Below are 13,590 nucleotides of genomic sequence, written 5' to 3'. Positions count from 1 at the left end.
AGGAGAGACCATGCCGCAGACACCCGAGGGACAGAGCCGCAGCCGCTTCTGCAAGGCATGCGGCACGCCCGCCGGGGACGGCGCACTGTGCGAGCACTGCGGATCCGTCCTGGAGACGCCCGACGGCAAGGGGCTGACGGAGGACCAGGGTGCGGCCGTCCGGCGAGACTTCGAGGAACGTCGCCCATAGCGTGCCGAGTGCCGGGTACACGGTGCCGCATGGCAACGAGCACTGATTCCCCCGCACCCCTGTCGGTCGTGCGCCGGCTGCGCCAGCTCCGCCGCACCCGGGCCTCCTACGCGGTCGGTCTCGCCCTGTGGGCGGTGTCCACCGCCTGGACGGGGTGGGAATCGCCCGGCAGCCGCCAGATGTGGGTGTCCGTGCTCCTTCTGTCGGTCTTCGCGGCCCTGCTGCTCATGACCTCGCTGTGGACCCGCCGTCTGGAGAAGGCGCGTCCGGCCGGGCCCGCACACCACGCGGCGCCGCGCCCGGCGGTCGTTCCGCACCACGCCGGCACCTGAGACGACGGCGCCCGTACCGCCGCGACGACGGGCGTCCGTCCTGCCGTCGGCATCAGCCGTGCGGTGGGCCGGACGCCGAACCGTCGTCCGTCTCGGTCCGCTCCGCCCCGCGCATGCCCGGCAGGATCCGGTTCCCGCCGGGGGAGTGGCGCTCGTCGTCGGGCGGAGCCACGACCAGGACCTCGTCGGCGTCACTCCAGACTCGTCGCTCCGACTTGCGGGGCGCCAGCCGGACGTCGTCGGGGCGGCCCGACGCCTGCGGGCGGTATCCGATCGCGCACTCCCCGCGCCCGAGCGCGGCGGCCACCACCGTGGCGAAGGACGCCTCTCGACCCGTCAGCACATAGCGGGAGGCGGGGTGCAGGGCCAGCGCGCCGCCCCTGGAGGCGAACAGTTCCTCGAACAGGGAGGCCATGGCCGGGGCTTGGGAGATCCGCGTCATGACCAGGGCAGTGAGTTCCGCGCGCACCACGGCGGCCGACCGCGGGCCGAGGGGTGCCAGAGCCCGGCTGCGGTGGTCACCCAGCTCGGCGACCACGGGCAGCGGCCGCCCCGCCGACTCCTCGCACGACCGCAGGGTCAGCAACGTCAGCAGGGTCTGGTCGTCAGGCCCGAAGGAGACGGTCCCCTCGTCGGGGCCCAGGACGATCACACAGTCGTAGCCGAAGAGGTCGAGCCCCGCCGCCTGCTCCGGCAGGTCCGGCTCACCGGTGCGGTGGGTGACGGTGAGCCGCCCACCGCTCACGCGACGCACGAGACGGGACGCCGTCGGCGCCGCCCGAGGGGCGGTCACGATGTCAAGGACGGAACCGGGCCGTGCCGTGCGGCTCAGCAGATCCGTGACCAGCGGAGCCCGGCTGTTCCACCCCAGCAGGAGGAAGCGTGCCGGCGGCCCCGGGGGCGTGACGGCCGGGGCCATCACACCGGCGTCGACGTGTGCCTCCCCGGCCGCCGTGCGTTCGGGCCGCTCGTCCGGGGCGACGACGATCAGGCGGTCACCCGGACCGCACCGGGTCCGCGCCGCCGGGGTGAGCAGGGCACGTCCGTCCGGAAGCAGGAAGCCGACGGGGCACGCCCGCGCGTACCGCAGAGCGAGCTCCCCGAACTCCAGGCCCACGGCCTCCGGTTCGTCGACCACGTGGAACTCGGCCCCCGCCAGGTCGAGAAGGTCCCGCAGTGTGGCCACCAGCCCGGGGTTGCGTGCGGCCTGCACGAGCAGCCGTGCGGTCGTGGCCTCCGTCTCGAGCACGGTCCCCCGCGCGCCGGCGGCGAGCCGGGCGGCCGTCAGGTGGCGCTCGTGGCGCACCGCGGCGACCACCGGCGGCCCCGCCTGCTCGCCGAGCAGGGCCCGCAGCGCCAGCAGGATCCGGATCACCTCGAGGTCGGCGTTGTCGTCGTCGGACGGCATCACCAGCACGGAATCCGCCGCCGACGGCGTGAGCAGGGCGAGCGCGTCGGGATCGGCCGGTGAGCCGGAACGGCAGACGATCCGGACGCCGCCCGTCGCACCGAGCGCGGTGTGCAGCGCGGCCGCCATCTCGGTGGAATCCCGGTCCGCGAGGACGGCGACGACGCCTCTCGACCGGGCGGACTGGGCCGCGACCAGCTCGCCGACCACCGTGAACACCTGGTCCGACCAGCCCAGTACCACCGCGTGCCCGCGTTCGAGCACCTTGGAGCGCCCTCGCCGCAACTCCTCCAGCCGGTCACCCAGCCCGGTCGTGACGACGCCGACCAGGGTCGACACACACAGCAGCGCGATCAGCCCGAGCACCACGGACAGGAGCATCCGCAGCGGTGCGCCCGTGATCCCGCCCAGACGCAGGGTCTCGGCGCTCGTGCGCCACACCGCGACCAGCCGCTCGGAGAGCGAACGCGGCGCCTGGGGATCCGTCCAGACCAGCAGCGTGCTGACCGGCACCACGACCGCCAGGCAGCACACGGCGAGCCAGCCGAGCAGGGTCCCGGTGCTCCGGGCCAGTGTCCGGTCGAACGCGTAACGCGCCCGGTCCCGGCACGAAGCCGGTCGCTGCCGCCGCTCCACAGCCACCTCCTGCCAACCCGCCCGGCGTCCGCCGTCAGCGGCAGAGTGCTGGCAGGGACCCCCGCGACACACCGTGCCGACGGGACATTCACCCTTACGGGAGGCCGCTGAACCGCCGGGAGCGGGTGCCCGCGCCCTCGGGTCCGCCGCAACGGGCAACGGTGGGGGAGCCGTTGGTCCGGACCATGGCACCCGCGGCCGGTCCGGGCGGGCAATGTGTGGGGCGTCGGCTTGCTGTACTTCCAGTAACAAGATCATTCTTGTTCGCGTCTCAGCTCCCCAGTGACAGGAACCCCGATGACCACGCCGCACGACCGCCTCGAGCAGGCGCGCCAGGACTACGAACGGCACCTGCGGAGCTGCCGTCAGTGCGAGGCGGACGGCGCGGAGTGCCCCGCGGCCAAACACCTGAGACGCCTCTACAACAACCAGCTCAGAGCGGGCTGACGACCACGCCGCGACCCGCGGTCAGACGGTGGTGGTGACGCGGTCCCTGCCGTCGGTGACGGGTGCCTGCGCGGCCAGGGACTGCTCCAGGGTGTCGAGCGCCTGGCGCATGCCGGCGATGCGCTCGGCGAGAACCGCGGGATCCGGCGCGGGAAGGCTCACCACGGTGGTCCGGCTTCCGAGTTCACCGTCGCTCGTCGGGCGCCGCGCGTCGTCGAGCGCCGCGGTGTCCAGTTCGCGCGCCTCGTCGAGGCTGTTGAGGACGACACGGAGCGTGCGCTGCGACCCCCGGGCGGCAGGAGCGGCTGCCCCCTCGCGCCTAACGCGTGAGACGCCGTCAGGCTGCGGCGCGAGGAGCAAATGACCACGGGATCCATCCACTTCGGCGAAGGCCCGCTCCCGAACGCCCGCACGCCGCTCGTCAGGTCCGGCCGAGGGCCTGGATCATCCAGGGCTGGAACGGCAGATGTCCGTCGATGACCTGCCAGTCGTTCACCGTCCAGACAAGACGCCAGTACCGCTCCACGAGGGGGTCGTGTCCCGCCTCGAACTCCCGGGCCATCCACTCCCGCAACCCGGGCCCCGCCGGGCGGCCGAGTACCTCGGCGAAGCGCGCGACGACGGCGTCGACGATGGGGACCGCCGCTGCACTGTCCGGCTCGATGCCCGCACCCCGCGCGGCGGCGACGGCCTCCCTGGTGAAGGACACCAGCCCGGCCGCCTTCCCGGAATCCACCCGCGGCAGGGCCGCTTCGTCGGCGGCGGCGAACGCCCCGTGCGCCAGGCGGGTGCGGAAACCGTCGTCGGCCATGAGCTCGGCGATCTCCACCCATGCGGCCAGCTGGGCGTCGGACGGGTCGTCGGGCAGCACGGGCAGCGCGGTGCCCAGCACCGCCGCCGCACCGCGGGCCTGGGGTGTGCCGGGGGCGAGACCGGCGACGAAGTCGGCGACCAGGCGCTTGCGTTCCTCGGCAGTGAGGTGGGTGAGGCGGTGCATGAGAACGGTCTCCTCGGGGCTGGAACCACGCTCGGCGACGAGCCGCAGAATGCTCTGACGCAGGCGCAGCGTGCGGATCCGGAGCGCGGTGGCTTCCCTCTGCGCCGCCGCGACCTCCGCGACGGAGAGGCCGTCGTCCAGTACGCGGCGGATGGTCGGGAGATCGACGTCGAGGTCCCGCAGGACGCAGATCAGGTGCAGCCGCCCCACGGACACGTCGCTGTACCGGCGGTAGCCCGCCGGGGTGCGATGAGCCGGGGGCAGCAGTCCGGTGTCCGAGTAGAACCTGATCGTCCGTACCGGAACGCCGGTACGGACGGACAGGTCGCCGATCGAGTGTGGGAGCGTCGCGCCGTTCATGACGCCCACTCTCCGGTCTCCAGCCACTGGAGAGTCAAGCCTCAGCGGCCGGTTTCGATCCTCAGGTCACCCGTGGTCACCCTGCGGATGTGGTCACTGGCGAGCATGTCGTGCGGGAAGCCCAGCTCGATCCGGCCGGCCTCGTCGAGACGGGCCAGCTGGGCGGCGGTGAGCTCGACCTCCAGCGCGCCCAGGTTGCCCTCCAGCTGCTCGGGGGTGCGGGCGCCGATGACCGGTGCCGTCACCCCCGGCTTCCGCAGGGCCCAGGCCAGCCCGACCTGCGCGGGTGTGCGGCCCAGTTCCGCGGCGACCTCCTTGACGACGTCCGCGATGGCGAGGTTCCGTTCGGTGACCGTGCCCAGGGCGAGGTTGAAGCTCTTGCGGCTGCTGCCCTCGTCGGACGCGCCGTCCTGTGCGGTGAGGTCGGCACGGCTGTACTTCCCGGTGAGCACCCCGCCACCGAGGGGCGAGTACGGGACCACACCCAGTCCCATCTCGCGGGCCATGGGGATCAGGTCGCGTTCGCCCGCCCGCTCGATGAGGCTGTACTCGATCTCCAGCGCGACCAGCGGCGCCCAGCCGCGCAGGTCGGCGATGGCCTGCATGCGCGACACCTGCCAGGCCGGTGCGTTGGAGATCGCCACGTGCAGGACCTTGCCCTGGCGGACCAGGTCGTCCATGCCGCGCAGGATTTCCTCGACCGGAGTCGTGAAGTCCCACACGTGCAGATAGAGCAGGTCGATGTAGTCCGTGCCGAGCCGCCGCAGGCTGGACTCCACCGACGTGAACAGACTCTTGCGGTGGGCGCCCCCGGAATTCGGGTCACCGGGCCGACGCAGCGTCGTGTACTTCGTCGCCAGCACCAGGCTCTCCCGGCTGTCGCGGGTGAACTCGCCCAGCAGACGCTCGGAGCTGCCGTCCGTGTAGGTGTTGGCGGTGTCGATGAAGTTGCCGCCGCGCTCGACGTAGAGGTCGAACAGCTTGCGCGACTCGTCCGGCCCGGCGCCCCAGCCCCACTCGGTGCCGAAGGTCGCCGCACCCAGGGCCATCGGTGAGACCCGCAGCCCGGAGCGGCCCAGCGGCCGGTAGGTGTCGAGGGTGAGGGACATCGTGTCCTCCTGTGCTCGTGATCGTGCGATCCGTCGTCGAGCGCAAGCCTGCGACCGCCGTGAGCAGGGGGTAAGGGAAGAGGCTTCCTGGGAACACCGGTCCCACCCTCGCTGTTGCACCCTGCATGCCGCCCCGGACCGTGGACACGACACAGGAGTTGGCCGCGTTCCTGCGGACCCGACGCGAGCGCCTGGACCCGCAGGACTTCGGACTGCCGTCCCGTCGGCGGTCCCGGCGGACCCCGGGGCTGCGCCGCGAGGAGGTCGCCGAACTGGCCGGGGTCAGCATCGACTACATCGTGCGGCTGGAGCAGGCCCGCGGGCTGCGGCCCTCCGGGGACGTGGTGGAGGCCCTGGCCCGGGCCCTGCGGCTGACCCCCGACGAACGCGCCTACCTCTTCGACCTGACCCGGCAGCGCCGCCGCGGCGCCGTGGGAATCACCAGCACCGCGGCGCCACAGCTGGCCCGGCTGGTCGCGGACCTGTCGCCCCTGCCGGCCATGCTGACGAACCACCGGTACGACATCCTGGCCTGGAACGGTGCCATGGCGAGGCTGCTGCTGGACTTCGGCACCCTGCCGCCGTCGCGCCGCAACGCGATGTGGCTGTGCCTGCTGCATCCGCGGATCAGCGCGTGCTACGTCGACCGTGACCGCGTCGTGCGCGAGGGCATCGCCCACCTGCGCGCCGCGTGGGCCGCGTACCCCGAGGACGCGGCGCTGACCGGCCTCATCACCGAGTTCATCACCCACGACGAGGAATTCGCGCGCCTGTGGGCCGAGGGCGACGTCAAGGTGAACGGCCGGGGACACAAGGTGATGCGGCATCCGGACGCCGGTGAGATCGCCCTGCACTTCGAGGTGCTCATGCCACTGCAGGACACGGACCAGCGGCTGATGATCTGCCGGGCCGCCGACGACGCGAGTCAGTCGGCCCTGGACCGATTGCGGTAGCCCACGGCCACCGGCGGCAGTCCCGGCCGCTCGCGGGGGCCAACGGCCGGGCAAGTCGCCGGGACCGGCCAGGGTGCGCGGTCGGAGGAGGGGTCGAGGGCGGCGACGAGCTGGTCCCAGCCGTCGGTGAGCAGCCGGCCGGCGTCGACGGGGACGCGACACCGCGGCTTTCCGGCCGCCGTCGGCTGCGCGGGCGGTGCGTGCAGGGCGTCCCGCGCCTCGGCGGGCGCGGGCCGCTCCTCCGGGTCCTCCCGCATGAGCCGGGTGATCAGCGGGGCGAGGACGGCGAGCGCCGGACTGTCCGCGGAGGCCGCCGTCACCAGCTGCCGCACCCGCTCGTCGTGGGAGCGCGGTGCGACGGCGCGCGTGGTGCCGGGCCGGTCCTCGGGCAGCAGGGGAACGAAGCCGGTGCACAGGTGGAAGAGCGTCGCCCCGAGACCGTAGAGGTCCGCTGCCGAGGTGGCCGGGGAGGTCCGGTCCGAACCGAGGCACACCTCGGGCGCGGTGAAGCCCGGAGTACCCACACCGGTCACCGGTTCCGCGACCGCCGCCACGAACTCGGTGTCGATCAGCAGCGGGTCCCCGTCCGGGGTGACCATCACGTTGCTGGGGGCGAAGTCCCTGATCACCAGCCCTTTGTCGTGTACGGCCGCGACCAGTTCCACCAGGCGCCGGGCCGTGGGCAGCACCTGCCCCGCTGCCAGGCCCCGGCCGGGTTCGCCGAGCTCCCGCTCCCTCGCCCACCGGTACAGGGTGGTACCGGGCACCTCCTCCTCGGCGAGGAAGAGGTGCCCCTGATGCTCGAAGAGGTCCACCGGCCGGACCGCGATGCCCAACGGCTCCAGCACGGTCAGGGTCCGGTACTCGTTGTGGAGGTGGTCCCGGGCGTCGATGCCGTCCGGCCTCGCGTCGATGTGGGGACGCGCCTCCTTGGCCACCGTCCGGCGGTCCCCGTAGTGCCGGTCCAGCGCGCGGTAGACACCGCCCCTGTTGGAGTGCCGGAGGGCCTCCCGCACCAGGAACCGACCGCCCAGCAGAACGGGGGAGGGGACGCGGCCGCCCGCGGGCGTCCCGCCGCCGTGCGCGTTCGCCCCGTCGGTCGCCAGAGCCGGCAGGGTGGCCCACTCAGGGGGCGAGAGCCAGGCGTTGCGGACCGGATATGTGCCGAGCATCCGCGTGATATCCGGTACGCCCTCACGGGGAGTTGCGTGGAGCACATCCGGCGCGTCACCCGCCCGATGTTGTGTACATTCTGTAAGAGCGGGCGAAGTCGTCTTGGGGGAGGCGGCCCGAGTGTGCTGGACCCCGTACTCAGAGCCATGATCCTGTGTTTGACGGGACGGAAGGTGGAGGCAGGGTGGCGGCGCCACAGTCATGGGCCGGCGGCATGCCCGCGTCCGCGGGGACCTCCGACGCGGAGGCCTGGCAGTGGCGGGAACCGTCGGTGCTCCTGATCGAAGACGACCCGGGCGACGCCCTGCTGGTCGAGGAACTCGTCGCCGACAGCGCGTTGAAGATGCGCCTGCGCTGGGCCCGGTCCATGGCCGAGGCCCGCGAGCTGCTGCTCGCGGAGGCCCCGGACTGCGTGCTCCTCGACCTCCACCTGCCGGACGCCCACGGGCTCGAGGCCGTGTCGAGGGTCCACGCCCTGGCCGAGCAGGTCGCCGTCGTGGTGCTCACCGGTCTGGCCGAGGACGAGACCGGCCTCGCCGCCCTCATGGCGGGTGCCCAGGACTACCTGGTCAAGGGTCGCGTCGAGCCGGAACTGTTCGGCAGGGCCGTGCGGTACGCCATGCAGCGCAAAGAGGCCGAGCAGGCCGCGGTGGCGCTGCAGGCCAGCCAGATGCACGCCCGGGAGAACGCCCGGCTGGAGAGGGGCCTGCTGCCCCGCCCGCTGCTGCACGGCACCGGCGTGGACGTCGTGGCCCGCTACCGCCCCGGCCGCGCCCAGGCGCTGCTAGGCGGCGACTTCTACGACATCGTCCAGAGCCCCGACGGAACCGTGCACGCCGTCATCGGTGACGTCTCCGGGCACGGCCCCGACGAGGCCGCCCTCGGCGTCGCGCTGCGCATAGCCTGGCGCACCCTGGTACTCAGCGGTGTCACCGGGCCCGAGCAGATCGGCCGCCTGGAGGAGATCCTCGTGGCCGAACGGGCACGGACCGAAGTCTTCGCCACACTGACCAGCCTCATCCTTCCGCCGGGCGCACCCTGCGCCCGGATGGTGCGGGCCGGGCACCCGGGCCTGCTGCTGCGTACCGACGACGGCGACGTGCGGTGGGTCGAGGTCGCCGGGGGACCCGCCTTGGGCGTGGTGCCGGGCCTGGCCCGCTGGCCCGTCCAGGAACTGCCCCTCCCCCCGGGAGCGGCACTGGTGCTCTTCACCGACGGACTCTTCGAGGGATACGTCGGCCAGGGCAGGGAGCGGCTCGGTGAGGAAGGGCTGCTCCGGCTCGCGAAAGAGGTGGCCCGGCTGGCCCCGGAGCCGTTCGTCGACGGCCTGATCGAGCGGGCCGAGGAACTCGCCGAGGAGCAGGGCGGCCTCGCCGACGACGTGGCCGTGCTGCACCTGCGCTGGAACGCGCTGCAGGAGAACGGGAACAAGGGTGGAGACGGAAGAAGTGGCTGACGAGACACGGCGGCCGCGGAGCGGCGGCCGGCTGACGGTGCAGGGCTGGTTTCAGCTCGTACTCGGCCTGATGGTCCTCATCGTGGTGGTGGGCACCGTGGTCGGTGCCCGGGTGCAGGGACGCACCACGGACCTCACCGACCAGCTCACCGACCGCGTCCAGCCGGCCCAGACCGAGGCGTACCGGCTCCAGGCAGCCCTGGTCAATCAGGAGACGGGCGTACGCGGCTACGCCATCGCCGCCGACCGGCAGTTCCTCACCCCCTACGAGCAGGGCAGGAAGGACGAGGCCCGGGCCGCGGCCCGGCTGCGCACGCTGATCGGGGACCAGCCCGTGCTCCTCGCGGACCTGGAGACGGTGCAGCGGCAGGCGGCCAAGTGGCGACGCACCTACGCCGCCCCCCTCGTGGACGGGGTCACGCCCGGTGAACCCCGGACCGTGGACCAGACGACCGCCGGGCGGGGCAAGAAGGTCTTCGACGCGATGCGCGCCGCCTGGACCCAGCAGAACCGCGACCTCACCGACGTCGTCGACGACGGCAAGGCTGAGCTTGCCGACGCCCGCACGCTGCGCAATCTGACCTTCGGCGTCATGGTGGCCGCCTTCCTGCTGGCCGGTGTGGCGCTGGCGATCGTGGTACGCCTGCTGGTGGCGCGGCCTCTTCAGAACCTGCGCGAGGCCTCGCGGAAGGTGGCGCGCGGGGAGTTCGACTACTCCATCCCCGCCGAGGGGCCGGCGGACCTCACCGCCGTCGCCCGGGACGTCGAGGACATGCGGCAGCGGATCGTCGCGGAGCTCGCCGCGTCCCAACGGCAGCAGGACGACCTGGGCCGGCAGGCCGCCGACCTGGACGCCCAGGCCGTGGAACTCCGCCGCTCCAACGCCGAACTGGAGCAGTTCGCCTACGTCGCCTCCCACGACCTCCAGGAGCCCCTGCGCAAGGTCGCCTCCTTCTGCCAGCTGCTGGAGAAGCGGTACGGCGACAAGCTCGACGACCGGGGCCTGCAGTACATCGACTTCGCCGTCGACGGCGCCAAGCGCATGCAGGTCCTCATCAACGACCTGCTCACCTTCTCTCGGGTGGGCCGGCTCAACGACGCCGCCGTGGAGTGCGGCCTCGACGAGTTCCTGTCCAAGGCCCTGACCAACCTCGACACGGTCATCACCGAGACCGGTGCGCAGGTCGAGCGCCCCGAGGAACTGCCCCGGGTCGTCGGCGATCCGACCCTGCTGGTCATGCTCTGGCAGAACCTGGTGGGCAACGCCGTCAAGTTCCGCGACCCCGAGCGCGCCCCCTGGATCCGGATCACCTGCGACGAGGACCCCGACACCCCCGGAGTCTGGCGGTTCTGCGTCACCGACAACGGGATCGGCATCCCGCAGGAGTTCGCCGAGAAGGTTTTCGTGATCTTCCAGCGGCTGCACAGCCGGGACACGTACGGTGGCACGGGCATCGGCCTGGCGCTGTGCAAGAAGATCGTCGAACACCACGGCGGGCGCATCTGGATCGACACCGCCCACACGGGCGGTACCCGCTTCTGCTTCACTCTGCCGTCCGTCGCGAACGACACCGGCGACATCGACTCCCGTACCGAGGAAAAGGCCCTGGCATGACGACACCCGCCACCCCCATCGACGTCCTCCTCGTCGAGGACGACCCGGGCGACGAGCTGATGACGCGCGAGGCGTTCGAGGACAACAAGATCGGCAACACCCTGCACGTGGTCCGGGACGGCGAGGAGGCGCTCGACTTCCTCTACCGTCGCGCCGGCCACGCCGAGGCCCCCCGGCCGGACCTGATCCTGCTCGACCTCAACCTGCCCAAGTACGACGGCCGGCAGGTCCTGGAGAAGATCAAGTCCGACCCCGAGCTGAGCGACATCCCGATCGTCGTCCTGACCACCTCGGCGGCCGAGGAGGACATCCTGCGCAGCTACAAGCTGCACGCCAACGCCTACGTCACCAAGCCGGTCGACCTGGACCAGTTCATCGCCGCGGTCCGCCAGATCGACGACTTCTTCGTCCAGGTCGTACGCCTGCCCCGACGCGGCCTCTGAAGAAGCGGGCGGGGACGGCCTCCTTACGGACCCTCCGCTCCGAACAGGGCCTTCGCGAGCGGGTCCGCGCCCAGGAACGCCGCCAGTTCGGCGCGGTCGGGTGCGGTGGCCGGGCCCCGGCGGCCCACCGCGAAGGCCGCCGCCGCGTTGGCGCCGCGCGCGGCTGTCAGCGGGTCGTGGCCCTGTGCGAGCAGGGCCAGGAACGAACCGACGTGGGCGTCTCCCGCCCCGTTGCTGTCGACCGCGTCGACGGGGAAGCCCGGCACGTGGACCGGTTCCCGGCCGGGCAGTGCCAGCCGGCAGCCGTCCTTGTCGGCCCGCACGAGCACGCCCGCCGTCGGCGCCAGCCGATCCCGCAGGGCTGCCACCGCGGCCCGCGGATCCTCGTGCCCACAGAGCAGGCGGGCCTCTCGCGCGTTGAGGCTGAGCCAGTCCGTGCGGGCGAGGACGGGCGCGAGGACGGCCTCGGGGATGTCGGCCACCAGGGGCGCCGGGTCGAGGCAGAGCGTGATGCCCGCCGGGAGCCCGGACGCGAAGGCGGACAGCAGGGGACCGTTGACCGGCAGCACCAGGCCGTAGCCGGAGAGCTGCACCAGGTCCCCGGGGCGCAGTTGCCCCGCGACCGCCTCGATGTCCGAGGGCCGCAGCGTGGCCTCGACACCGAAGCTGGTGACGAAGGTGCGTTCGCCGCCGCCGTCGATCAAGGCGACGGTGAAGCCGGTGTCGGCCTCCGTACGGGCGGGAAGCAGGGTGCCGATGTCCTCGGCGGCGAGCGCCTCGCGCACGAGATCGCCGTACGGACCGCTGCCGTGCAGCCCGGCGAAGACCGCCTCCGTGCCGAGCCGACGGGCGGCGACCAGGGTGTTGAATCCGCCGCCGGCGGTCGTCTCGCTGCGCGTGCCGATGACGTCCCCGCCGCGTTCCGGCAGCGCGGGCACCTCGATCACGAGGTCGGCGATCACATTGCCGGCGAGGACGAGACGGCCGGTCATCGTCCGGCCTCCTGCAGGGCGGAGGGCACGGTCCGGTCCCCGCTGCCCGCGACGGAGCGGCTGCCGCGGTCGAACAACGCGTACACGGCGGCGCCGACCGCCATGGAGATCGCCCAGCCGAGCCCGTTCCGGCCGAACCAGGTGTCGGAGAGCGGACCCGCGAACCAGACGTCCGCCTCACCGGTCGCGGCCTTGGTGAAGAGCAGGCCGGCCACGATGGCGGCGACCCAGCCCAGGACGGCGGGCAGCCGGAAGCCGCCCGAGTACCAGTAACGGCTGGTCGACGTGGTGTCCATCAGCGCCTCCGGGTCGTAGGCGCGCCCGCGCAGCGAGTCGACCGCGATCACTCCGATCCAGGCCGAGATGGGAACGGCGAGCAGGGTCAGGAACGTCGAGAAGGGCCCGTAGAAGTCGTCGGCGATCAGCATGAAGTAGACGCCGCCCGCGAACATCAGCACCACGTCGAGGGCGACGGCGACGGCCCGCGGCACCCGCAGCCCCAGGGTGATCATCGTCAGCCCGGCGGAGTAGGTGGAGAGGTGGTTCGACATCAGCAGTCCGCCGAAGGCCGCGACGAGATAGGGGATCGCCATCCAGGAGGGCAGCATCGCGTTGATGGCCGCCACCGGGTCGGACGAGGTGGCGAGCGTGGGATCGCCCGCCGAGAGCAGCGAACCGAGGGAGATCAGCAGGACGAGGGGGATGCCCGCACCGAAGGCGGAGGCCCCGATGAGCCGGCGGCCGGGGACGGCCCGGGGGAGGTAACGGGCGTAGTCGGCACCGGCGTTGGCCCAGCCGATGCCGGTACCCGCGGCGATGAAGCCGATCCCCGCGATCACACCGCTGGCCGGACCCGCCGGGGTGCCCAGAACCTCGGACCAGTCGACCGTGGCGACCAGGAAGCCCATCACGACCAGGTTGAGCGCGCCGAAGACGACCGTGGCCCACTTGTTGATCCACATGATGGTGGCATGGCCGAGGCCGCTGATCAGCAGCGTGCAGCCGATGAAGACCAGCAGGCAGACCAGGGTCAGCACGGTGTTCCGGCCCACCCCGAAGGCGGTGTGCACCATGGCCAGCAGCGCGTACGCCGCGGTCGTGGTGGTGATGGTCTCCCAGCCGACCCGGCTGAGCCATGTGATGAGGGTCGGACCGGCGTTGCCCCGCTGTCCGAAGACCGCGCGGGAGAGGGTGAGCGCGGGCGCCCCGCCCTTCTTGCCGGCCAGACTCAGGGCTCCCACCAGCGCGAAGGAGCCGAAGGAACCGACAGCGGCGACGAGGGCCGCCTGCCAGATGTTCAGGCCGCGGAAGGCGACGAGGGTCGCGCCGAGCGGGAGCCCGAGGATGCTGATGTTGGCCGCGAACCAGGTCCAGAACATCTGGCCGGCCTGGCCGTGCCGCTCGTGGTCGGGGACCGGCTCGATCCCACGGGTCTCCATGGCGCCGACGCGATCGTTCGTCTTCGAAGCGGTCATGACG

The 13,590-nt window shown here is 72.5% G+C and carries 14 protein-coding genes; 7 read left to right on the top strand and 7 right to left on the bottom strand.

Going from position 1 to position 13,590, the window contains the following annotated elements:
* Window positions 1-10: 10 nt before the first annotated feature.
* Together ACFW01_RS19550 and ACFW01_RS19545 are read left to right on the top strand one after the other, a co-directional pair.
* A complete protein-coding gene (locus tag ACFW01_RS19550; RefSeq protein ID WP_234957747.1) occupies window positions 11-190 on the top strand; it encodes a hypothetical protein in 180 nt (59 codons plus the stop codon).
* 29 nt (window positions 191-219) lie between these two features.
* Window positions 220-522 (top strand): hypothetical protein, encoded by a 303-nt coding sequence (locus ACFW01_RS19545; protein ID WP_234957746.1) that lies wholly within the window; start codon window positions 220-222, stop codon window positions 520-522.
* Between the two features lie 52 nt (window positions 523-574).
* Here ACFW01_RS19545 and ACFW01_RS19540 read toward each other — a convergent pair whose 3' ends face one another.
* On the bottom strand, window positions 575-2,566 hold the full coding sequence (locus tag ACFW01_RS19540) for an NAD-binding lipoprotein (RefSeq protein WP_384504969.1): 1,992 nt from the start codon (window positions 2,564-2,566) through the stop codon (window positions 575-577).
* A gap of 297 nt (window positions 2,567-2,863) precedes the next feature.
* Between ACFW01_RS19540 and ACFW01_RS19535 the strand changes: the two genes are divergently transcribed.
* Entirely contained in the window at window positions 2,864-3,013 is a 150-nt protein-coding gene (locus ACFW01_RS19535; protein ID WP_234957744.1) for a hypothetical protein, read from the top strand.
* Window positions 3,014-3,034: 21 nt separating this feature from the next.
* Here the strand turns inward: ACFW01_RS19535 and ACFW01_RS19530 are convergent, their stop codons facing one another.
* From ACFW01_RS19530 to ACFW01_RS19520, 3 genes are all read right to left on the bottom strand, one after another.
* Window positions 3,035-3,373: a hypothetical protein gene (locus ACFW01_RS19530; RefSeq protein ID WP_384504966.1), complete on the bottom strand. Its 339-nt coding sequence runs from the start codon at window positions 3,371-3,373 to the stop codon at window positions 3,035-3,037.
* Between the two features lie 61 nt (window positions 3,374-3,434).
* Complete coding sequence (locus tag ACFW01_RS19525) at window positions 3,435-4,370, bottom strand: MerR family transcriptional regulator (RefSeq protein WP_384504963.1); 936 nt, start codon at window positions 4,368-4,370, stop codon at window positions 3,435-3,437.
* 41 nt (window positions 4,371-4,411) lie between these two features.
* A complete protein-coding gene (locus ACFW01_RS19520) occupies window positions 4,412-5,479 on the bottom strand; it encodes an aldo/keto reductase (RefSeq protein WP_384504960.1) in 1,068 nt (355 codons plus the stop codon).
* 140 nt (window positions 5,480-5,619) lie between these two features.
* On the opposite strand from ACFW01_RS19520, the gene ACFW01_RS19515 reads away from it, so the two are divergent.
* The gene (locus ACFW01_RS19515; protein ID WP_234957741.1) at window positions 5,620-6,432 is read left to right on the top strand and encodes a helix-turn-helix transcriptional regulator; all 813 of its coding nucleotides are present in this window, start codon (window positions 5,620-5,622) and stop codon (window positions 6,430-6,432) included.
* On the opposite strand, the gene ACFW01_RS19510 is transcribed toward ACFW01_RS19515, so the two are convergent.
* Window positions 6,405-7,604, bottom strand: coding sequence for a hypothetical protein (locus ACFW01_RS19510; RefSeq protein WP_384504957.1), 1,200 nt, complete (start codon window positions 7,602-7,604; stop codon window positions 6,405-6,407). The two genes, ACFW01_RS19515 and ACFW01_RS19510, sit on opposite strands and share 28 nt — an antisense overlap.
* Before the next feature lie 215 nt (window positions 7,605-7,819).
* On the opposite strand from ACFW01_RS19510, the gene ACFW01_RS19505 reads away from it, so the two are divergent.
* The 3 genes from ACFW01_RS19505 (at window position 7,820) to ACFW01_RS19495 (ending at window position 11,119) form a co-directional block, all read left to right on the top strand.
* The gene (locus ACFW01_RS19505; protein ID WP_384505006.1) at window positions 7,820-9,061 is read left to right on the top strand and encodes a PP2C family protein-serine/threonine phosphatase; all 1,242 of its coding nucleotides are present in this window, start codon (window positions 7,820-7,822) and stop codon (window positions 9,059-9,061) included.
* Between the two features lie 70 nt (window positions 9,062-9,131).
* Window positions 9,132-10,676 carry a CHASE3 domain-containing protein gene (locus ACFW01_RS19500; protein ID WP_384505003.1) on the top strand — a complete coding sequence of 515 codons (1,545 nt, stop codon included), beginning with the start codon at window positions 9,132-9,134 and terminating at the stop codon, window positions 10,674-10,676.
* Window positions 10,673-11,119 (top strand): response regulator, encoded by a 447-nt coding sequence (locus ACFW01_RS19495; RefSeq protein WP_234957739.1) that lies wholly within the window; start codon window positions 10,673-10,675, stop codon window positions 11,117-11,119. Before ACFW01_RS19500 ends, ACFW01_RS19495 begins: the two co-directional genes overlap by 4 nt.
* Window positions 11,120-11,142: 23 nt before the next feature.
* On the opposite strand, the gene ACFW01_RS19490 is transcribed toward ACFW01_RS19495, so the two are convergent.
* Entirely contained in the window at window positions 11,143-12,111 is a 969-nt protein-coding gene (locus ACFW01_RS19490) for a PfkB family carbohydrate kinase (RefSeq protein WP_234957738.1), read from the bottom strand.
* A complete protein-coding gene (locus tag ACFW01_RS19485; RefSeq protein WP_234957737.1) occupies window positions 12,108-13,586 on the bottom strand; it encodes a cytosine permease in 1,479 nt (492 codons plus the stop codon). Before ACFW01_RS19485 ends, ACFW01_RS19490 begins: the two co-directional genes overlap by 4 nt.
* Between the last annotated feature and the right edge of the window lie 4 nt (window positions 13,587-13,590).

The organism is Streptomyces sp. NPDC058985 (assembly GCF_042740985.1).
Taxonomy (GTDB): domain Bacteria; phylum Actinomycetota; class Actinomycetes; order Streptomycetales; family Streptomycetaceae; genus Streptomyces.
The sequence above is the reverse complement of the archived record's forward strand: the minus strand, read 5'-3'. Positions and strand labels throughout refer to the sequence as shown.